The sequence below is a fragment of the Ensifer sp. Root127 genome (assembly GCF_001425225.1).
GTDB classification, from domain to species: Bacteria; Pseudomonadota; Alphaproteobacteria; order Rhizobiales; family Rhizobiaceae; genus Ensifer; species Ensifer canadensis.
In genome coordinates this window covers 265417-286448 of record NZ_LMDX01000054.1, presented here as the reverse complement: position 1 = coordinate 286448, position 21032 = coordinate 265417, and the positions used below count along the sequence as shown (strand labels likewise).

Here is a 21032-nt window from a genome sequence, read left to right as displayed (position 1 = left end):
CGTCATGCTCGGGCTTGACCCGAGCATCCATCTGCCTCGAGCCGTGGCGGTCAGATCGCGTTTCTCGCGATGGGCGCATCGATTCCTCGGGTGAAGCCCGAGGATGACGGCGAGAGGCGTACGACTGCCACGTATGCATAGTTATACTCTTGCGCGCACCGAGGATCCGAGCGCCCCCAGCCATCGAGCAATTTCTGCCGAGTATGCCCCTATGCGGAAGCCGCGATCGCCTGCGCGTTTCCGGTGAGTTCCCGATAGCCTGCGCGGGGATGGGGTGCTGAGAGCCGTGGGCCGGCGCTGAACAGCTTTTCCCGCAGCGTGCCTTCGCGATAGCTGGTCTTGTAGACGCCGCGCTTCTGCAACTCCGGGACCAGCAGATCGACCGCATCCTCGAAGGTTTCGGGCGTGACGGCATAGGCAAGGTTGAAGCCATCGACATCCGTGTCTTCGACCCACTCCTGCAGCAGATCTGCGACCGTTTGCGGTGAGCCGACGAAGACGGGGCCGAAGCCGCCGATACCGACCCACTCGGCCATTTCGCGTACGGTCCAGACCTTATCGGGATCGATCGTCGTAAAGGTCTCGACCGCAGATTGGACCGCATTGGTATATCGGTGGCGGAGCGGTTCGTCCGGCGCGAACTGGCCGAAATCGATGCCGGTCCATCCGGAGATTAGCGCCAGCGCGGCTTCATAGGAAACATGGCTGCGATACTCATCGAACTTCTTCTTCGCCTCCGCATCGGTTTCGCCGAGGATCACGGTTTGGAGATTGAATGTGAGGAGGTCGCGCGGATTGCGCCCCGCACGCTCGGCCGCCTCGCGCACATTCGCGACGTATCGCTTCAGAACGGTTTTCGAGGGGGCTGCGACGAAGACGCACTCGGCATGGGTGCCGGCAAAATCCTTGCCGCGGCTGGAGGCGCCTGCCTGGTAGAGAACGGGCGTGCGCTGCGGCGACGGTTCGCTGAGATGGATGCCCGGCACGGTGAAATGCCGCCCTTGGTGGTTGATCGCATGCACCTTGTCCGGATCGGTGAAGATGCCGCTTGCCCGGTCGCGCACGACCGCGTCGTTTTCCCAACTGCCTTCCCAAAGCTTGTAGCAGACCTCGAGATATTCTTCCGCGATGTCGTAGCGATCATCGTGCCGTGTCTGCTGCGCCTGGCCGATATTGAGCGCACCGCTGTTAAGATAGGAGGTGACGATGTTCCAGCCGACGCGGCCCTTCGTCAGATGGTCGAGCGTCGAGATCCGCCGTGCAAAGGTGTAGGGATGTTCGAACGACAGCGAGGCCGTCAGCCCGAAGCCCAGATGCTCAGTCGCGTGCGCCGTCGTTGACGGGAACCTGGGCGGAATGCCGGAGCGCCGCCTCTACATTGCCGTTCAGCACGTCATAGACGCCGAGCACATCGGCAATGAACAACCCGTCGAACTTGCCGCGTTCAAGCGTCTTTGCCAGATGCACCCAGTAGTCGAGATCCTTGTAACGCCACGACTGGTCGCGCGGATGCGTCCAAAGCCCTGGCGATTGATGGCCGACACAGTTCATGTCGAAGGCATTCAGCCGGATTTCGCGGCTCATATCCGTCACCTCGTGGAAAGCTGCAATCGCTCGGGAGATCGGTGCCGACCTTCCGGGGAAGGGCGGCATCAGGGCAGGGGTCAGAGTGCCCCGTTCTTCGGTGGGGCGACGCCGTTCAGATGATAGTTGCCGACGACGTGATACTTCCAGCGCACGGGATCATGCAGCGTGTGGGTGCGGGCGTTGCGCCAGTGGCGGTCGAGATTGAGTCCGATGCGGGTGGACGACGTGCCGGCGAGTTCGAAGAGTGTGTTGGTGGCTTCGAGTGCGATTTCTGTTGTCAGCACTTTGGCGGCGGCGACCGCCAACGTCGCCTCGATGATGCCCTCATCGGTGCCGTTGATCTGGGCGATGTCGACCTTCTTGCCGGCACGCTCGACGATGGCGGTCGCCGCCTCAAGGCGGATTGCGAGTTGTCCGATGCGGGCGATTGTCAGTGGATCGTCCGCTGCCCGTTCGATGCCGCTATCCATCCAGGGTCGTGCCCGGTTGCGCACGAAGCCGAGCGTCTCGGCGAAGGCGGCGCGCGCGATGCCGAGATCGATGCCGGCGTGGATGATCTGGCCGACCGAGCCGATCGTCGTCCGACGTTCGAAGCCGCGATGATGGCGCACCACCGCGTCGGCCGTGACGTATACATTCTGCAGCACCGTCGTGCCGCTGCCGGTGGTGCGCTGCCCGAAGCCGTCCCAGTCGTCGATGACCTGCAGGCCATCGGCACCCCGCGGCAGGAAAGACATGGTGAGTTTTTCGCCCGGGTCGAGCGCGAACACGACAATCCATTCGGCAAAGAGCACGCCGGTCGAATAAAACTTGCGGCCGTTGAGGCGGTAGCCAAGACCATCAGGCGTCAGGCGCGTTGCGTAGTCGCCGACGGTTTTTGTGTCCTTTTCGGAAAGCGCATTGCCGAAGCGGTCGCCGGCAAGAGCCCGTGCGAAGAAAAACTTCTTCTGCTCTTCCGTGCCGTCGGTGCGCAGCGCTTCGAGAATATAGAAATGGTTTTGCGGGATCTGGCCGATCGAACTGTCGGCTTCGGACAGGATGGCGGTGATTTCCGCCAGCACCGCGTTGGAAACGTCGATGCCGTCATAGTCGGAGGGCACGGTGATTGCGAGGAGACCGGATTGGGCAAGGGTGTCGAGCTCATCGAAAGGCAGGATCCGGTCGGTATCCCGCTCGTTTGATCGTTTGGCAAATTCGCCCGCGAGTTCGCGCGCGATTTCCAGCGCCTCCTCCTCGCTTCCGATCCGGTATGCCGGGAGCTTCGTCTTCTCGGAAAGCTGCGAGATCGTTCCCATGTGATCGCTCCATTTCGATAGTGGCGCATATCTGTGAATTATCTGGCGATTTCAGGTAAGATCGTATATTCTATGGAATATATGGATATTAGTTTTTCGTTCCTGATGTTCTGACGAATGGTCGGCCCTTTCAAGCCGATACAGCGATATGGAGCACGAATTGGCTGTCGACCGGGCGTAGCGGGTGCAGTTCCAAAACCGCCGTCCTCAAAAAATTTCAAAAAAAGTTGCCGGTCGCTTGGAACCATTGTCGCGCTTCTGCATTTCGCCATGGCCCGCAGTCTATCGATTGTGTGGTCGTCAAAGTACCGGCCACACGGCACGATGACAAATACATGCTGACAGTATTGGCCATTCGCGTTTCCCGGCCTTAACCACTGAAGGAGACACAAATGACGAATTTGCTGCCCGCTCTTCATGAAGGGCATGCCTCCATCATCCTGCAAAATCTCTTTCGAGATGCCCTTGAGGCCTATGATGATTGGGGCGAGGGGATGCCTGAACCCGTGGTTTCGTTTGAAGGCAAATTGCTGCCGATCAGGGTCGTCTTCGACTGGATGAAACCTTGCACGGATATCATGCCTGCAAACATGATCGGCATCGTCACCGATCGACTAAGCAAACCCTGGATTGGCGACGGTCCGCTCGATAAAATGACGTTTTCAACGGCGGCGCGCGTCATGTCCGTTCTGACCAAACGTCAGTTGCGTCGTTATGGCAGCGGCTCGATCGAGGTCTTTGCCGAGCGCTTCAAACCATCGCTACGCGTCGACGTCTGATCGACGACGAGACAGCCTGAACAAGCCGGAGAGCGCACGCGTGCTCTTCGGCACCCACCACCTCCATATCCTACGGTCCATCCTGGCCTTGCGCATCAGTTGTTCTGCCCACGCGGAGTAATCGCACGCGTGCCGCTGCCGTCGAATACGGCTTCCTAGATTGTCCGCCTTTTCGTAAACACGGAGAAGATGGCAATGGGATGGATGCGGAGCCGGCATGAATTTTCGACAATTGGAAGTGCTGCGCACCCTGCTTGCCACCGGCTCGACGATCGCGGCGGCGAAAACCATGGGGCTCAGCCAGTCCGGTGTCAGCCGTCTGCTGCAGCAACTGGAAGAGGACCTGTCGCTGACGCTGTTTGCGCGCGACAAGGGCCGGCTGATCCCGACGCCCGAGGCGCTAAAGCTATCCGAAGATGCCGAGCATATTCTGCTCGGGATCGATCGTTTCACCAATCTCGCCCAGGATCTTCGCAGCGGCGCCGTCGGCCCGGAAGTCGTGCGCATCGGCCTGCCGAACAGCATGTCCGAAAGCTTCGCCCCGGCGATGCTGGCGGACTATGCCAAGGATTTCCCCGGCGTGCGTGTGGAAACCTTCTTCGATACGACCGTGGCGATTGCCCGCCTTGTCGAACAGCGCATCATCGATTTCGGCTTCCTGCGCTACGAGGGGCAACTGAGCGCCAGCCTCGAAATGCAGCCGGTGGCGGGCGGCGTCAGCGTCTGCGTCATGGCGAAGAGCCATCCGCTGACGGCGCTCGACCACGTCACCCCGAAGGAACTCAGGGGCATACCGCTGATCCTGATCGGTCGCCGGCGGCCGACCCGGGTCATGCTCGACGAGATCTTTCGAAAGGCGGGCGTGCCGCAAAAGGTCAAGATCGAGACGCACAGCAACAGCTCGGCCTGCGCCTATGCCGCCCATGATCTTGGCGTTGCGATCATCAGCAGTTTTTTCGCCAACCTGCATCGGCATCTGCCGATTGAAATCAGGAGCTTTACGCCGCACCTGACGCAGGATTTCGGCGTCGCAACCGCCGCCGGCGTGCCGCTGTCGATTGCGGCTCAGGCGATGATCGATTGCCTGAAGCGACAGGTCGCCACTTCACAAGAGCCGTGAGGGCTTGAATCCGGACATCGGCGTCGGGTCGCGTTTGTCGAACCGTTTTCCGCCAGCGCTCCGTTTCGCCGTCGGCGCGGACGCGCTGCAATTGGCAAACGTCGGGCGCGACACTACATTGCCAGTCCATACGATGAGTGAGTGAAAGAGATCATGTTCCAGGCGACCATAATCGACACAGGCGACAAGACCGAATTCTATCGGGAGTTGGCGCAGCAACTCGAAGCGCTGCTGCATGGCGAGCCCAATATGATCGCGAACGCCGCAAACACCTCGGCGCTGATGTATCAGACGATGCCCGATCTCAATTGGGCCGGCTTCTACTTTCTCGATTCCGATGACGAACTGGTGCTCGGGCCATTTCAGGGCAAGCCAGCCTGCGTGCGCATTCCTGTCGGCCGCGGCGTCTGCGGCACGGCCGTAAAGGAGGGGCAGTCGATCCTGGTCGAAGACGTGCACGCCTTTCCTGGCCATATCGCCTGCGATGCGGCATCCCGCTCCGAACTCGTGGTTCCCGTCCGACGCCATGGCCGGGTGATCGGTGTCATCGACCTCGATAGTCCTAAACCGGCGCGTTTCGACCGGGACGATCAGGCCGGCATCGAGAAACTGGCCGCGATCTTTGCCGCGGCGATTGGCTGAAAGTCGCCGCCGTGGATGATCTGATGAGCAGTGATCAGCCTTCGGTCTTGGCTGCGTGATGATGGACATCCAGAACGCCTTTGCCCCCGCCAGCGAGGCCGAGACGCATGCGCGCGTCGCCCGCAAGATCGACATCGTCGTCATCGGTGCCGGACAGGCGGGTCTGTCTTCGGCTTATCATCTGAGCCGGTTCGGGCTATCGCCTCAGATGCAATATGTCGTTGTCGACCGATCGCCACAGCCGGGCGGCGCCTGGCAGTTTCGCTGGCCGTCGCTGACGCTGAGCACCGTCAATGGCATTCACGATCTTCCCGGCATGAAATTCGCCGACGCCGTCGATACCAGCATGGGCGAAGTCCACGCTTCCGTCGCCGTCCCGCAGTATTACGGCGCCTATGAGAAGGCATTCGACCTTCCCGTGCACCGACCGGTTGCCGTCAAGGTCGTTTGCGAGCGGGGCGAGCGTTTCAGGGTCGAGACCGACGCCGGCGTCTATGCCGCCCGCGGCATCATCAACGCCACCGGCACCTGGGAGTCTCCCTACATTCCACCCTATCCGGGATCGGATCTCTTCAGGGGGCGTCAGCTGCACACCAAGGACTACCAGACCGCCGGGCAGTTTGCCGGGCAGCACGTGCTGGTCGTCGGCGGCGGCATCTCCGCGATCCAGCTGCTCGATGAAATATCCAAGGTGACATCGACCACATGGGTCACGCGCGAGGAGCCGGCCTTCCGTGAAGAGCCGTTTACCCCCGAGGTCGGACGCGCTGCCGTTGCCATGGTCGAGGAACGCGTACGCCGCGGTCTGCCGCCGGGCTCGGTCGTCTCCGTGACCGGTATTCCGGTGACGCCGGCGATCCTTGCCGCACGCGCACGCGGCGCACTCGAGCGCCAGCCAATGTTTGCCGAAATCACCGAGCATGGCGTGCGCTGGCCGGATGGTCGCGAGCAGCAAGTCGACGTCATTCTCTGGAGTACCGGCTTTCGAAGCGCGCTCGATCACCTGGCGCCGCTGCAACTGCGCAATGCCGATGGCGGCATCCTGATGACCGGCCGGCTTGCGACACAGGTGGCAAAAGACCCGAGGATCCATCTCGTCGGTTACGGCCCGTCGGCTTCCACCATCGGTGCGAACCGGGCAGGCGGTGCCGCGGCCCGCGAGCTCGCCGATCACCTTCAGCTGCTCTAATCGCCGGCCGACGCGATCTCTTCGGCGTTGACGTCGGTGTCCCGCAGAGATTGTGCCCGGCACATCCATCGGCCCGTCACGGCACCGACCCTCGGGCAATGCGTCCAAAGGATGCGACCCTCGATATCAGCCCAAAACTCCGCTTGAGCCGGACGTTGCGTCATACCTTAAACGTGATTCCCGAAGGCGCTTTGAAGAGCCAAGCGTCGAGCCAAAGCGACCCCAGCTTGCGGGAATTACTCCCGTAAATGCCGGCCGATGCGCGTGGCGTTTCACGTCATCGGGCAATGACACCAGTGATTTCGTCTGGTCGTGCTCGAAAGTGATGCAAGGATACGGTCGCGGATGATGTTGCAGGCAACGCAGAAGAAGCGCCAACCGGCCGCCATGACAGTTCGGTTTGTGTTTGCCGGCATCGTCTTCGGCGTGCTCATGGTCGGCATCGCCTCAGCCATCAGCGCCACGGGCAAGCGCGGCGGCCACCTGTTTCCCGATCTCGAGATCGGTTTCAACATCCGTTGGTGATTTAAAGTCCATCGCTGACTGTCTTTTTGCGTCGGCATCGCAGGGCAATGCTCCCCGACTGCAAGCGCGACTTCCGCCCAGCGCATGATGCCGCACGTTATCGGCCCCTTTGGCAGCTCCCATGTCATCCCTTCGTCATAGAGCTATGACGATTCCTCATAATATTGCGCGGTTTTTTCCATTCGATCATAGTCGTGTCAAGAAAAGCCGGCAGGAGGGCCGAATCGCGATGTCGCGCCAGGCTGTTCTCAGTACGGGGAACCCATGATCAAGTTCATACTCAATCGTCTCGTGATGGCGATACCGACGATCGTCATTGTCTCGGTTGCCGTCTTCACGCTCATCCGTCTCATTCCCGGCGATCCGGCCGCGCTGATGCTCGGCGATATGGCCGAGCCGCAGCAGATTGCCGAAATGCGCAGCGTGCTCGGCCTTGACCGAAGCATTCCCGAGCAGTTCGTCATCTGGGCCGGCAACATCCTGTCCGGCGACTTCGGCCGCTCGATCGTCACCGACGAGCCGGTGCTTCATCTGGTGCTGAGCCGCTTCATGGTGAGCGCCGAGATCGTCGTCATCGCCGTGTTCCTCGCGAGCCTGATCGCCGTTCCCGCCGGCGTCATCGCCGCCTGGCGGCAGAACAGCCTGACGGACCTGGCGCTGGTCGGCACGGCCACCGTGCTTCTGTCCATCCCGACCTTCTGGCTCGGCCTGCTATTGCTGCTTGCCTTCGGCCTGAAGCTCGGCTGGCTGCCGGTGCTCGGTTACGTGCCGATCTCGGAAAACTGGACGGCGGGCCTTCTCTACCTCGTCCTGCCCGTCATGACGCTGGTCATCCACGAAATGGGCGTGATCATCCGCATGGCGCGCGCCTCGACGCTCGAGGTTCTCCGGCTTGATTACGTCACCCATGCACGGGCCAAGGGACTGTCGGAAAGCGCCGTCCTCTGGAAGCATGCGTTCAAGAATGCGTTCGGCCCAACCTGGACGATGATCGGCCTGATCCTCGGCAATCTGCTCGGCGGTATCGCGGTCATCGAGACGGTCTTTACCATCCCCGGCCTCGGCCGTCTGATGGTCGATAGCATCTTCCAGCGCGACTACCCGGTGATCCAGGGCTGCCTGTTGCTCGTCGCCTTCTCCTATGTCGTCGTCAACCTCGTGGTCGACCTCCTCTATCCTCTCTTCGATCCGCGGGTGGTGGCAGAATGAGAAAGCTCACTTTCAACGGCGTCATCGGCGGCGGACTGATCGCCGCTCTGGTCATCACCGCGCTGATCGGCGTGTTCTGGACGCCCTACGATCCCAGCGCGCTGGGCTTCACTTCGCGTCTGGCCGCCCCCGGTGCCGCCCATTGGCTCGGCACCGACGAGTTCGGACGCGACGTTGCCAGCCGGTTGATGATCGGTGCCCGCGCCAGCGTCTGGATCGGATGTCTGACGGTCGCCTTCGCGGTCGTCTGCGGCACCCTGATCGGCCTCATCAGCGGCTATGCCCGCGGCTGGGTCGATGGCGTCATCATGGCCGTCAACAACGCACTGCTCGCCTTTCCAGGCATCCTGCTGGCGCTCGGGCTGCTCGCGGTCTTCGGGGCTAACCAGTACGGCATCATTTTCGCGCTTGGCATCGCCTACACGCCGTCGATGGCGCGTGTGGTGCGCGGCGCCGTCTTGTCGCTGCGCGAACGCGAATTCATCGAAGCCTCGCGCGTCATGGGCAATGCCGAAATCTACACCATGCTGCGCCACATCCTGCCGAACTGCCTGGCACCGATTACCGTGCTGGCGACCTCGATGTTCGGCTGGGCAATCCTGTCGGAAAGCGCGTTGTCGTTTCTCGGCCTTGGCGTGCCGCCACCGGCGCCGACCTGGGGCAACATGCTGGCTGCGGGCCGCCCGTTCATCGAACAGGCCGTCTGGCTCGGTTTCTTCCCCGGCCTTTGCATCGCGCTGACGCTACTCGGCATCAACCTTCTCGGCGACGCGCTCCGCGACAAGCTCGACCCCCGCATGCGAGGCCTGAAATGATCGGCAGTTCCCTACTCAGCGTTCGCGACCTGTCGCTGGCTGTCGCCCATAACGGCAACCAGGTGGTCAAGGATGTCAGCTTCGACGTCGGCGCCGGCGAAATCGTCGGCATCGTCGGCGAATCCGGTTCCGGCAAGACGCTCGCGACCCGCGCCATCATCGGGTTGATCCCGCCTGCCGTGCGCCATGCCGGCGGCACGATCAGTTACCGCGGACGGGATGTCCTGTCGATGAAAGATCGCGACCTCCGGCAGTTGCGCGGCGGCGAGATCGGCGTCGTGTTCCAGGAGCCGATGACCTCGCTCAACCCGTCGATGACCATCGGCAGGCAGCTCGAAGAAGGCCTGATCCTGCATACGAAGAAGAGTGCCGACGAGCGTCGGGCTGCGATACTCGACATGCTGAAGCGCGTCGGTCTGCGCGAGCCGGAGCGGGCGCTTGCCGCCTATCCGCACGAGTTTTCCGGCGGCATGCGCCAGCGCATCATGCTTGCCTCGGTGATGCTGCTGAAGCCGGCCCTGCTGATTGCCGACGAGCCGACGACCGCGCTTGACGCCGTGGTGCAACGTGACGTCATGGAGCTGATGGTCGAACTGACCAAGGCGGAAGGCACGGCCGTTCTCCTGATCAGCCACGACCTGCCGATGGTGGCGCGCTACACCAATCGCTTCGTCGTCATGGAAAAAGGCGTGATCGTCGAACAGGGCACGACCGAGGACATTCTGAGCGCACCGGAGCATCCCTATACCCGCAAGCTCCTGTCTTCGCTGCCGTTTCGGGCGGCACCGCGCGAGCTCGACATGTCCCGCACGCCGATGGTGTCGGCCCGCAACATCGTGGTGGAATATCCCGGCCGCAAAGGGCTCTTCCGCAAGCAGGCGCCGAAGCGCGCGCTTCACGGCGTCAGCGTCGACATCCATGTCGGCGAAGTCGTCGCCCTTGTCGGCGGCTCCGGCTCGGGCAAGACGACGCTTGGGCGTACGATCGCCGGTCTCGTCCAGCAGACCGAAGGCGAGATCCTCTTCCAGGGGCGCGAGCGCAGCGCTGACTGGCGTGATTATCGGCTGAACTGCCAGATGGTCTTCCAGGATCCCTACTCTTCGCTCGACCCGCGCATGACCATCCAGGCGCTGGTCGAAGAAGCGCTCCGGCTGGTGCCCGATCTCGAGGGTGCGGCCAAGCGCAAGCGCGCGCTCGAAACGCTCGAAGAAGTTGGTCTTAGCGGCGATTTCGCCAGCCGCTATCCGCATGAGCTTTCCGGTGGTCAGCGCCAGCGCGTCGCCATTGCCCGGGCGATTGCCCGGCGGCCGAAGTTCCTCATCGCCGACGAACCGGTCTCGGCGCTCGACGTGACGGTGCGTGCGCAGGTGCTCGAACTCTTCTCCGATCTGCAGAAGCGCTACGGGTTTTCCTGCCTGTTCATCAGCCATGACCTCGGCGTCGTCGAGCAGGTCGCCGACCGGGTGATCGTCATGCAGGACGGCCGCATCGTCGAGCAGGGCGATCGCGACCGGATCTTCGACCAGCCACAGGAAGCCTATACGCGCAAACTGCTTTCGGCGATCCCCGCGCTCGATCTCAATCACACGGGTGGCGTCACCCTCAAATGGCGCCTGGAGGCCTGACATGACCGTAGCGATCAAAACCGCCACGACAGCCGAACGGCTTAATGCCATCGCCGACGCCCAGCCATTCATCACCCGCTTCCTCGTTCGCAACCTTCAGACCGGCGAGACGATCGGACGGGGCGAAAACGAGGAGACGCCTTCGGCCAGCACCCGCAAGACGTCGATCATGATGGCGGCGCTGAAGGCAGCGCACGAGGGCCGGCTCGATCTCGACACGCCCATCACCTACGAGGAGCGGCTGAAGCATGAGGTTGCGAGCGGCATGTTCCGCTACATGACGCCTGGCATCGTCATCCCGCTGCGCGACGCCATCGTCGGGATGATGGTCTTGAGCGACAATGTCTGCACCAAGATGGTGCTGGAGCGGCTGACGCTGGAAGAGGTCGACAGCTACTGCAAGGCGATCGGCATGGCCGGCACTCACCACCGTTTTCTGATCCCGCCGCTTGGCCTGAAGCCGGACCATTCGCTCGGCGAGGTGACGACGACGACGGCTGGTGACCAGATATTGCTGCTCGAACTGATCCTGGCGGCACAGGACGATGAGGCCGCTGCTGCACGCCTCGGCACTTCGGTCGACCTCTGCCGCTTTGCGCTGCAGACGCTGAAGAACCAGGTGCTGCGCTACGGCATCCGTTCGCGCCTGCCTTTCGATGCCGTCGTCGCCAGCAAGTCCGGGCGCGGCAAGCGCGGTCGCATGGACGCAGGTCTCGTCTATCGCAACAGTCGGCCGCTCTACGGCATCGCCGTCTTCACCGACGCCGTGCCGCAAGTGATGGCCGATGGCACGCCTGGCTACACAATTGCGCTCGAAACCATCGGCCAGCTGTCGCAGGCCTGCTGGGACGCGTTTTGAGCCGAAATCAACCGCAACAAACCAACAAGAAACAACTGGAGAAGAGTGGAACCATGAACAAAATCTTCCTTGCCGGCACCATCCTGATGAGCGCCGTCGGCTTTGCCGAAGCGCGTGACCTTGTGGTCGCGCAGAGCTCCGATATCCGCAGCAACGTCCCGGGCGTCAACCGCGACGGCAACACCGATTCCGTAATCTTTCACATCGTCGAAGGTCTCGTCGGCTACGCCGAGAACGGCGAGGTAAAGCCGCTCGTCGCCAAGAGCTTCGAAGTGTCTCCCGATGGCCTGACCTATACGTTCAAGCTGCGCGACGACGTGAAATTCCACAACGGCAATGCGGTCACGGCCGACGACGTCGTATGGAACTGGAACCGCTACATGGCCGCGGACACCAAGTGGACCTGCGCCGGCGATTTCGACGGCAGCAAGACGATCAAGGTATCGGCCGTCACGGCCGTCGATCAGGCCACGATAACGATGACGATCGAAAAACCGTCGGCGGTCTTTCTCGGCCTGATGGCGCGTCCGGAATGCGGCTATACCGGCATCATCGCCAGGGAGTCTGTCGGCGCCGACGGCGCCTTCGTTGCTCCCATCGGTACCGGGCCGTTCAAGTGGGCCGAGTGGAAGAAGGGCGAGTATGTCCGTCTCGAAAAGAACGAAGCCTATGTCTCGCCTGCCAATGACGGCAAGCCGGACGGCATGGTCGGCTCCAAACGGCCGCTGGTCGACGGCATCAAGTTCATGGTCATCCCCGATGCATCGACGGTGAAAACCGGTCTGCTGTCGGGCGCGCTGGATACGGCCGAGGTGTCCGCCGACCTGATTTCGGAGTTCAAGGACAGCGAGACGATGCAGTTGATCGTCAAGCGCAACAACGGCAAGAACCTGCTTTACTTCCAGACCCGCGACAAGGTTCTGAGCAACGTGGCCGTGCGTCGCGCCATGGCCGAAGCGCTTGATCTCGACCAACTGGTTGCTGCCGTCTCGAACGGTACGGGCGAAACCAATACCTCGATGGTGTCGGCAGACTCGATCTTCTATTCGGACGCGCAGAAGACGAAGTTTCCGATGGACCTGGAAAAGGCCAAGAAGGACCTGGCGGACGCCGGCTACAAGGGCGAGCCGATCACCATCATCGCCAACAAGCGCGGCAACGTGCCGAGCTTCCCGGCCGCCGTCGTCGCCCAGGCGATGATGCAGCAAGTCGGGCTTAACGTGCAGATCGAAGTGCTCGACTATGCGACCCAGGTCGACCGTCGCCGTTCCGGCAACTACCAGGTGATCTCGCAATCGGTCGCACCCCGCCTCGATCCGGCGCTGATGTATAGCTTCTATGTCGGCAACAAGGACAAGAACGCGTCGCTGATGTGGGATAACCCCAAGGCAATCGAGCTGATGAAGTCCGCCTATGTCGAGGCCGACCAGGCAAAGCGCCAGGCGATTTTCGATGAGTTCCACAAGCTGATGCTCGAGGAGGTCCCCGGCATCTTCATGTACGACATGGTCGACATCTGGGGTGCGACGAAGAAGCTGCACGGCGAGCCCGTGTGGCAGTCGAACACCCGGCTTTGGGAAGTCACGCTCGACGACTAAGTCGCGGCCCGGCCAGACACCATATCAGGTGGCGGCAGCCATGCCGCCGCCCTCCATCTGAAGACAGAAATGCCAATGCGGCCGGCCCCCATGTTGCCCGCAAGAGGAATATCCATGCCCCAGCCATCCGTCGTCGCCGCTCTTGCTGATATCGTCGAAGAGCTGAAGCCCGAATTCACTGCCATGAGCGACGCGATCTGGGACTATGCCGAACTGAGCTTTCGCGAGCACCAGTCGGCGGCAACGCAAATCGCGATGCTGGAAAAGCACGGGTTTCGCATCACGCGGGGAACGGCCGATATCGAAACCGCCTTTACCGGTGAAGCCGGCGCGGGTGGCCCGGTCATTGCCCTTCTCGGCGAATTCGACGCGCTTGCGGGCTTGAGCCAGATCGCCGGGGTGGTCGAGGCAAAGCCGCTTGAAGACGGCGGCACTGGACACGGCTGCGGGCATAATCTGCTCGGCACCGGCTCGCTGCTGGCAGCAGTCGCGCTTGCCCGTTATCTCCGCGAGAACAATCTGCCGGGCACCGTTCGCTACTATGGTTGCCCCGGCGAAGAGGGCGGCTCGGGCAAGACTTTCATGGCGCGCGCCAGCGCCTTTGCCGATGTCGATGCCGCACTCACCTGGCATCCAGCACCCTTCAATGGCGTGCGCTCGACCAACAATCTCGCCGTCCTTGAAATCTACTATCGTTTCAAGGGGGTCGCCGCCCATGCCTCGAACGGCGCCCATCTTGGACGCAGCGCCCTCGATGCGCTGGAACTGATGAATATCGGCGTCAACTTCCTGCGCGAGCACATGCCGCAGGATTGCCGCGTGCATTATGCAATCACCGACGCCGGCGGCAAGGCGGCAAACGTCGTCCAGGCGCGCGCCGAAGCGCTCTATCTTGTGCGTGCGCCGCAAATGCCTGAGGCGCTTGCGCTGGCTGCCCGCATCGACAAGGTCGCCAGGGGCGCTGCGATGATGACGGAGACGGAGGTCGAGATCGTCTTCGATCGCGCCGCCACCAATCTGTTGCCGAACATCACGCTTGAAACGGCGATCCACCAGAACATGGTCGCGCTCGGACCGGTTCCCTTCGATGAGGCAGACCTTGAATTTGCCCGCGATATCCAAAAGACCATGACTCCGGAGGCGATCGCCAGCAGCATCCGACTTTACCAGATCAAGGGCGACGTCTTCTCCAACAGCCGGATGGACGGATCGAGTGGTCTCCATCTGGGCTTGCGCGATTTCGAGGGTCAGTCGCATTTTCGCGCCGGATCCACCGATGTCGGCGATGTCAGCTGGGTGACGCCGACGGCGCAATGCTGGGCGCCCGCCTGGGCGATCGGCACCGCGCCGCACACCTGGCAGGTGGTAGCGCAAGGCAAGAGCCCCGCGGCACACAAGGCTTTCGCCCACGCGGCCAAGTCGTTGGCGACGACCGGTCTCGATCTCATCCTCGATCCGGAACTGCTGGCGCAGGCAAAGGCCGAGTGGCGGGAAAAGACCGAAGGCAAGCCCTACCAGTGCCCGATCCCCGATCATATCGGTCCCAAGCTCTGATCCTTCGACGGCAATCGCGTTCACGCGACGTCACGACGAGCCGCCGCCCTTGGGCCGGCGGCCTTTTTGTCTCTTCCGTCTCGCAAGCGTGCAGGATCTTGCCGGCCGGGATGTTCGAACTCGGCTCGATGCCTTGACGCGAATCATTGTCTGCGGCATCTCTGTTACGGAATTTTGTGAATATGTGCCGTTTAGGCGTATCTGAATTAAATCTCTGTTAGTGCATCCCGGTGTCAATGGTGCGGGAAAGCGCGCAAGGAGCATGGCGGGAATGGACATGACGGTAACACAGACGCGATCCGGGACGGACCCTTCCCACGCCCGCCAGCCAGCCGACGAAGCGATCGCGGCCGATGCGCGCGCCCTTTCCGAACAGCTGAAGGCGATGCGCGAGCGGCTGTTTCCGCCAACGGCGATGAAGACGCTTCGCAGCTTCACCTCAGGCGAGGCGGCCAAGCTGATCGGCGTTTCCGACGGTTACCTGCGCCAGCTGTCGCTTGCGGGCGAGGGGCCTCAACCCGATACCGGCACCGGCGGTCGCCGCTCCTATTCGCTGTCCGACATCAACGCGCTTCGCCGCCACCTTGCCGAGCAGGCACTTGCCAAGGGCAATGCCGCCAAGGCGCGCAGCTACCTGAAGTGGCGTGACCGCGAGCGCGGCGAGCACCTGCAGGTCATTTCCGTCACCAACTTCAAGGGCGGTTCCGGCAAGACCACTTCGTCGGTCCATATCGCGCAATACCTCGCCATGACCGGCCACCGGGTTCTCGCCGTCGACCTTGACCCGCAGGCGTCGCTTTCGGCGCTCTTCGGCTACCAGCCGGAGCTGGACCTCACCGGCAACGACACGCTCTACGGCGCCATCCGCTACGACGCCGAAGCGCGGCCGCTGAAGGACATTATCCGTCCGACCTATTTCGACGGGCTCGACCTGGTGCCGGGCAATCTGGAACTGCAGGAATTCGAGCATACGACGCCGCAGGCACTCAGCGCCCGCCATAGCGGCTCCGATGCCGGCCCGCTGTTCTTCGCACGGGTGCAGTCGGCACTGGCAAGCGTTGCCGACGATTACGATGTCGTCGTCATCGACTGCCCGCCGCAGCTCGGTTATCTCACGCTGTCGGCGCTTTGCGCCTCGACGTCGGTTCTCGTCACCGTGCATCCGCAGATGCTCGACGTCGCGTCGATGAACCAGTTTCTCTACATGACCTCGGACCTCCTGAGCGTCGTGCGCGAGGCGGGCGGCGAACTCAACTTCGACTTCCTGCGCTATCTCGTCACCCGCTTCGAGCCGAACGACGGGCCGCAGGCGCAGATCGTCGGTTTCATGCGCTCGCTGTTCGGAGACCGTGTCCTGACCTCGGCGATGGTCAAGTCGACCGCCGTTTCCGATGCCGGTCTGACGAAGCAGACGCTGTACGAAGTGGGTCGCGAGAATTTCACCCGCGCGACCTACGACCGCGCGATCGAATCCTTGAATTCCGTCAACGGCGAGATCGAAGCTCTCATTCATGCGGCCTGGGGGCGCTAAAATACATGGCTGGCAACCGCAAGAACGAACTGCGCGCACTCTTTTCCGGAAACGTAGCGCCTGCGCCTGGCGCCGAACCCAATGCGACGAGCTCCGCTGAGATAAAGACGCTGACGCCTGCCGCACCTGCTGCCGATACACCGCGTGCGGCCTCGGGCGCCATCAAGGCCATGGGCCTTTCGCTTGGCAGCATCACCCGCGAGGCAGAAGAGGCGCGATCGCTGCGCGAGGCGCTGCATCAGGGCGAGCGCGTTGTCGAACTTGATCCGGATCTGGTCGACGCCTCGTTCGTCGGCGACCGCCTGACCGATGGTGAGCTCGACGATCCGGACTTCCTGGCGCTTGGCGACAGCATCCGCGAAAACGGCCAGCAGTCGCCGATCCTCGTGCGCCCGCACCCGGAAAAGCAGGGCCGCTATCAAACTGCCTATGGCCACCGCCGGCTGAACGCCGTCCGCAGCCTCGGCATCAAGGTCAAGGCCATCGTCCGGTCCTTGACCGACGACGAACTTGTATTGGCGCAGGGCAAGGAAAACGCCGAACGCCGCAACCTGTCTTTTATCGAGCGGGCGCTGTTTGCCTCGGCCCTGGCCGAGCGCGGCTTTGATCGAAAGGTGATCGGCGATGCGCTCGCCGTCCAGAAGAGCGAGCTGTCGCGGCTGATCCAGGTCGCCGAAAGCGTTCCGATGGCAATCGCACGGGCAATCGGTCCGGCGCCCAAGGTCGGTCGCGAACGCTGGATGGCGATCGGCGGCCTGCTTGAGGGCGAGCAGGCGCTGCAGAAGGCGCAGGAAGAGATTGGTCTGAGGCGTTTCCTCGAGGCCGACAGCGACCAGCGCTTCCAGTTCGTCTTTGCGCGTCTGTCGCGTACCGAAAGGCAGGATCCGGCCAAACCCGAGGTTCTCACCGACGAGAACGGCCAGGCCTTTGCCAAGCTGAGACGAGACGGAAAGAGTGCACGGATCGAGTTTTCGGCCAATGTCAGCCCGGCGTTTGTCGATGAAGCGATCGAGCTTCTGGCCAGGCATCACGCGGCTTTCGTCGCTGCGCGCCGGAGCTGATCGCTCGGGAATTTGCCGAGCCTATGGCGGTCATTCTCGGGCCGGCGTGACAAGGTCACGCCGGCCCGATTCGTTATGGTCCGTATCTCCGACCGAAGCGGTTGCCCCTGCTGCGCCGCGACGTGCCAAAATGACAATCCGGAAGAAATATTTTCGGCCAGGTTCTGCCAGCGACAGAATGGCGCGATGCCCTTGAGCGGGATGGGGATTGCGGCCGTTTCATCGGTCGTTTTGCCGGGTTGAACGGCGCGCCTGATGTCTTTCAAGCGGCCTTTGGAAGGGACTTGTTAACCTTCATTTTCTATCGCTTAGCAGGCCCCTCGGCGATGTCTCTAGCTCTTCCAGGACCCATGCGTATTCCCAGGACAAACTTCTCTCAGGCAGCTTTGCATGATGCAAACCAGGCGGATTACTATGACGATCCGCAGGACGGTGCGTTGAGCGATATGCCCACCCATGACGTGGATCCAGTCGATCCCTACCAGTTGTACGAGGCGCCTGCCGCGCCTCGCAAACCAGCCAACCAGCAATCGGACGCGACGGCGCATGTCGGCCGCGCTGCCCGGCTCTATGGCCAGGGCACGGCCTATGCGCCGGCCCAGGTGACGACGTCGACCGACGAGCCGCTGCCGACCCTGTCGGAGATCGCTGGCCACTACGGCGATTCAACGTGGGAGAGCCACTTCTTCCTGGCGCCGAACGTGCGGTTCACCCGCACGCCGGAACGGGAGTTTACCAAGCGCCGCGCGCCTTCGGACAGCGACAGCGATGTCGCATCTGAGGAACAGATTGCCTCAAGCGAAAATGTCGTCGCCGCGGCAGAGCCCGTGGAAGCAGCGTCTGCGGCCATCGAAGCCGTCGCCCCCGTCGGATCGCCGGACATGGTCGATGTCGTTCCCGTGCGTATGCCCGCACCCGTGCCTGAGCAGGCCCTGCCTTCCTACAGCCCCTCCGAGCTGCTGCGCGTTCTCACGAGCCAGCTGCCGCATTGGTCGTCGGCGCCAAAGGCAGGCGCGGCCAACCTGGCGCCCAACGCTACCGTTGCTGGCTCTGCAATCGGGCCGAGCCTGCCGGCCCAGTCCGCGAACGAGGCGCCTGTGGCGATCGCAATGCTGGCTGCACCCGTTGAACCGACGCAGATAGTCGAGCCAGCGGGGGCAGTAGAAGCCCCGGCCGACACGCGTCTGTCGTTTCTGTCGGACTTCGCCTTCTTCGAGTTTGGCCCCTCCACCCTGGATGACGGCCCGGCAGAGGCAGCCATTGTGCAGCCGAAGCCATTCGTCGACACAGCGGTGCCCGCTTCCTTCACGCCCGCCGCTGTCGTGTCGATGCCGGCACCGGCACCGGCCCCAATTCCCGTCAAGGCAGTCGAAATCAAGCGCATGCCGCCGACGGCGATCACGTCGCTGTTCCGCGTTGTCGAATGCCGCCCGGCAGCTGAGGTGCCATCGGTGCCTGCCGCCGTTGTGCCCGCACTGGCAGAACCCGTAGCGATCGACCCCGCGCGCGATGCGCCGGAGCCGATGATCGTGCCGTCGGAAATCGCATCCGTTCCACCTGTTGCGGTCGAACCGGCCGAGATCACATCGCTTATGGCCGAGGAAGAGCCTGTTCGCACCGTTGCGACAGTCTCAAAGGCGGCTATCACCATGCCCGCCCAGGTCTCGCGCGCACCTTCGCTTCTGCCGCCGATCGGCGCGACCGAGCGTTTCGCGCACGCCGACGGCTATGAATTTCCGGCCGAAGACCTGTTGCAGGAACCGCCGGAAGGCCGCGGCTTCTTCATGTCGCAGGAGCAGCTCGAACAGAATGCCGGGCTGCTCGAAAGCGTGCTCGAAGATTTCGGCGTGCGTGGCGAGATCATCCATGTCCGGCCAGGGCCGGTTGTCACGCTTTACGAATTTGAACCGGCGCCCGGCGTCAAATCCTCGCGGGTGATCAACCTGGCCGACGACATCGCCCGCTCGATGTCGGCACTATCAGCCCGTGTCGCTGTTGTGCCCGGCCGCAACGTCATCGGCATCGAACTGCCGAATGCGACGCGCGAGACGGTCTATTTCCGCGAGCTGATCGAATCCGTCGATTTCCGCAAGACGAACTGCAAGCTGGCGCTTTGCCTCGGCAAGACGATCGGTGGCGAGCCCGTCATTGCAGAACTCGCCAAGATGCCGCATCTGCTCGTTGCCGGCACCACCGGTTCGGGCAAGTCGGTGGCGATCAATACCATGATCCTGTCGCTGCTCTATCGGTTGAAGCCGGAAGAGTGCCGCCTGATCATGGTCGATCCGAAGATGCTCGAACTCTCCGTCTATGACGGCATCCCGCATCTGCTGACCCCCGTCGTCACCGATCCGAAGAAGGCCGTCATGGCGCTGAAATGGGCGGTGCGCGAGATGGAGGACCGCTATCGCAAGATGTCGCGCCTCGGCGTTCGCAATATCGACGGCTATAACCAGCGTGCTGCCGCTGCCCGCGAAAAGGGCGAGCCGGTGATGTGCACGGTCCAGGCCGGCTTCGAGAAGGGCACCGGCGAGGCGCTGTTCGAGCAGCAGGAAATGGATCTGGCGCCGATGCCCTATATCGTCGTCATCGTCGACGAGATGGCCGACCTGATGATGGTCGCCGGCAAGGAGATCGAAGGTGCTATCCAGCGGCTGGCGCAGATGGCGCGTGCTGCCGGTATCCACCTGATCATGGCGACGCAGCGCCCCTCGGTCGACGTCATCACCGGCACGATCAAGGCCAACTTCCCGACCCGTATCTCCTTCCAGGTGACGTCGAAGATCGACAGCCGCACCATCCTTGGCGAACAGGGGGCCGAACAGCTGCTCGGCCAGGGCGACATGCTGCACATGCAGGGCGGCGGGCGGATCGCCCGTGTCCATGGACCGTTCGTTTCGGACCAGGAAGTGGAGCACGTCGTCGCCCACCTGAAGACGCAAGGCAGGCCCGAATACCTCGAGACCGTTACCGCGGACGAAGAGGAAGAGGAGCCCGCGGAAGAGCAGGGCGCTGTCTTCGACAAGACGGCGATGGCCTCGGAGGACGGCAACGAACTCTACGACCAGGCCGTCAAGGTGGTGCTGCGCGACAAGAAGTGCTCGACCTCCTACATCCAGCGGCGTCTGGGCATCGGCTACAACCGTGCCGCTTCGCTCGTCGAGCGCATGGAGAAGGAAGGCCTTGTCGGCGCTGCCAACCATGTCGGCAAGCGTGAGATCATCCATGGCAATCGTGACCATGCGATTGCGCCTGATAGCGACGACATGGATTGAGAAGGCGCCCGCACGGCGCAGTGTGATGTGTCGTGCGTCTCTACTCTGAATATCGATGAACAAGGCCGCGAAGGGAATGCTTCGCGGCCTTTTTCATTTGCGGGATTTTACCTGGCGCAGAGGTCTACTGCCAGATTCCTTAAATCCTATTCGATTTAAGGATAAAAACATGAAGCAATTCAAAGTGCTACAGCGACCTTTGCGCGTCTAAGTAAGACGCGCGGCGCTGTAGTCTTCGGCGGGTGTTGATCCGCAAGTCCTTTGGGTTCCGCTCCGGCGCAAAGCACACCTTCCTGGCCCATTAGGCAGTCTTGGTAGTAATTTCTTTGACGTCGAACTTCTCCCCATATGATAATAAAAACGTTTTT

The 21032-nt window shown here is 62.3% G+C and carries 15 protein-coding genes and 1 pseudogene; 14 read left to right on the top strand and 2 right to left on the bottom strand.

Annotated features, from left to right (window positions below; translation table 11 throughout):
- Window positions 1-209: 209 nt before the first annotated feature.
- Together ASD03_RS36505 and ASD03_RS36500 are read right to left on the bottom strand one after the other, a co-directional pair.
- Window positions 210-1584, bottom strand: a pseudogene (locus ASD03_RS36505) (LLM class flavin-dependent oxidoreductase).
- Between the two features lie 80 nt (window positions 1585-1664).
- Entirely contained in the window at window positions 1665-2882 is a 1218-nt protein-coding gene (locus ASD03_RS36500; RefSeq protein ID WP_057219091.1) for an SfnB family sulfur acquisition oxidoreductase, read from the bottom strand.
- Window positions 2883-3274: 392 nt separating this feature from the next.
- Here ASD03_RS36500 and ASD03_RS36495 point away from each other — a divergent pair, with 392 nt between their 5' ends.
- From ASD03_RS36495 to ASD03_RS36425, 14 genes are all read left to right on the top strand, one after another.
- Window positions 3275-3661 (top strand): hypothetical protein, encoded by a 387-nt coding sequence (locus ASD03_RS36495; protein WP_025429219.1) that lies wholly within the window; start codon window positions 3275-3277, stop codon window positions 3659-3661.
- Window positions 3662-3878: 217 nt separating this feature from the next.
- Entirely contained in the window at window positions 3879-4781 is a 903-nt protein-coding gene (locus ASD03_RS36490; protein WP_025429218.1) for a LysR family transcriptional regulator, read from the top strand.
- A 153-nt stretch (window positions 4782-4934) separates the two neighbouring features.
- Entirely contained in the window at window positions 4935-5423 is a 489-nt protein-coding gene (locus ASD03_RS36485) for a GAF domain-containing protein (protein WP_057219089.1), read from the top strand.
- Between the two features lie 61 nt (window positions 5424-5484).
- Entirely contained in the window at window positions 5485-6612 is a 1128-nt protein-coding gene (locus ASD03_RS36480) for an NAD(P)-binding domain-containing protein (RefSeq protein WP_107027552.1), read from the top strand.
- Window positions 6613-6957: 345 nt separating this feature from the next.
- Entirely contained in the window at window positions 6958-7137 is a 180-nt protein-coding gene (locus ASD03_RS36475) for a hypothetical protein (protein ID WP_057219087.1), read from the top strand.
- Window positions 7138-7401: 264 nt separating this feature from the next.
- Window positions 7402-8346, top strand: a complete 945-nt coding sequence (locus ASD03_RS36470) for an ABC transporter permease (protein ID WP_057219085.1) — start codon at window positions 7402-7404, stop codon at window positions 8344-8346.
- On the top strand, window positions 8343-9161 hold the full coding sequence (locus ASD03_RS36465) for an ABC transporter permease (RefSeq protein ID WP_057219083.1): 819 nt from the start codon (window positions 8343-8345) through the stop codon (window positions 9159-9161). The genes ASD03_RS36470 and ASD03_RS36465 overlap by 4 nt, the downstream gene beginning before the upstream one ends.
- Window positions 9158-10786 carry an ABC transporter ATP-binding protein gene (locus tag ASD03_RS36460; protein ID WP_057219081.1) on the top strand — a complete coding sequence of 543 codons (1629 nt, stop codon included), beginning with the start codon at window positions 9158-9160 and terminating at the stop codon, window positions 10784-10786. The genes ASD03_RS36465 and ASD03_RS36460 overlap by 4 nt, the downstream gene beginning before the upstream one ends.
- A gap of 1 nt (window position 10787) precedes the next feature.
- Window positions 10788-11645: a serine hydrolase gene (locus ASD03_RS36455; protein ID WP_057219080.1), complete on the top strand. Its 858-nt coding sequence runs from the start codon at window positions 10788-10790 to the stop codon at window positions 11643-11645.
- Between the two features lie 53 nt (window positions 11646-11698).
- The gene (locus ASD03_RS36450) at window positions 11699-13243 is read left to right on the top strand and encodes an ABC transporter substrate-binding protein (protein WP_057219078.1); all 1545 of its coding nucleotides are present in this window, start codon (window positions 11699-11701) and stop codon (window positions 13241-13243) included.
- A 114-nt stretch (window positions 13244-13357) separates the two neighbouring features.
- The gene (locus ASD03_RS36445; RefSeq protein ID WP_057219076.1) at window positions 13358-14797 is read left to right on the top strand and encodes a M20 family metallopeptidase; all 1440 of its coding nucleotides are present in this window, start codon (window positions 13358-13360) and stop codon (window positions 14795-14797) included.
- Between the two features lie 277 nt (window positions 14798-15074).
- Entirely contained in the window at window positions 15075-16328 is a 1254-nt protein-coding gene (gene repA / locus ASD03_RS36440; RefSeq protein ID WP_107027553.1) for a plasmid partitioning protein RepA, read from the top strand.
- 5 nt (window positions 16329-16333) lie between these two features.
- A complete protein-coding gene (gene repB / locus ASD03_RS36435; RefSeq protein WP_057219074.1) occupies window positions 16334-17389 on the top strand; it encodes a plasmid partitioning protein RepB in 1056 nt (351 codons plus the stop codon).
- Between the two features lie 350 nt (window positions 17390-17739).
- On the top strand, window positions 17740-20664 hold the full coding sequence (locus ASD03_RS36425) for a DNA translocase FtsK (protein WP_057219070.1): 2925 nt from the start codon (window positions 17740-17742) through the stop codon (window positions 20662-20664).
- The last annotated feature ends 368 nt before the right edge of the window (window positions 20665-21032 follow it).

Coding starts and splice junctions, on each gene's coding strand:
- ASD03_RS36475 (WP_057219087.1), top strand. CDS start 6,958: ATGATGTTGCAGGCAACGCAGAAGAAGCGCCAACCGGCCGCCATGACA.
- ASD03_RS36495 (WP_025429219.1), top strand. CDS start 3,275: ATGACGAATTTGCTGCCCGCTCTTCATGAAGGGCATGCCTCCATCATC.
- ASD03_RS36455 (WP_057219080.1), top strand. CDS start 10,788: ATGACCGTAGCGATCAAAACCGCCACGACAGCCGAACGGCTTAATGCC.
- ASD03_RS36470 (WP_057219085.1), top strand. CDS start 7,402: ATGATCAAGTTCATACTCAATCGTCTCGTGATGGCGATACCGACGATC.
- ASD03_RS36485 (WP_057219089.1), top strand. CDS start 4,935: ATGTTCCAGGCGACCATAATCGACACAGGCGACAAGACCGAATTCTAT.
- ASD03_RS36500 (WP_057219091.1), bottom strand. CDS start 2,882: ATGGGAACGATCTCGCAGCTTTCCGAGAAGACGAAGCTCCCGGCATAC.
- ASD03_RS36465 (WP_057219083.1), top strand. CDS start 8,343: ATGAGAAAGCTCACTTTCAACGGCGTCATCGGCGGCGGACTGATCGCC.
- ASD03_RS36425 (WP_057219070.1), top strand. CDS start 17,740: ATGCGTATTCCCAGGACAAACTTCTCTCAGGCAGCTTTGCATGATGCA.
- repA (WP_107027553.1), top strand. CDS start 15,075: ATGACGGTAACACAGACGCGATCCGGGACGGACCCTTCCCACGCCCGC.
- ASD03_RS36445 (WP_057219076.1), top strand. CDS start 13,358: ATGCCCCAGCCATCCGTCGTCGCCGCTCTTGCTGATATCGTCGAAGAG.
- ASD03_RS36480 (WP_107027552.1), top strand. CDS start 5,485: ATGGACATCCAGAACGCCTTTGCCCCCGCCAGCGAGGCCGAGACGCAT.
- repB (WP_057219074.1), top strand. CDS start 16,334: ATGGCTGGCAACCGCAAGAACGAACTGCGCGCACTCTTTTCCGGAAAC.
- ASD03_RS36490 (WP_025429218.1), top strand. CDS start 3,879: ATGAATTTTCGACAATTGGAAGTGCTGCGCACCCTGCTTGCCACCGGC.
- ASD03_RS36460 (WP_057219081.1), top strand. CDS start 9,158: ATGATCGGCAGTTCCCTACTCAGCGTTCGCGACCTGTCGCTGGCTGTC.
- ASD03_RS36450 (WP_057219078.1), top strand. CDS start 11,699: ATGAACAAAATCTTCCTTGCCGGCACCATCCTGATGAGCGCCGTCGGC.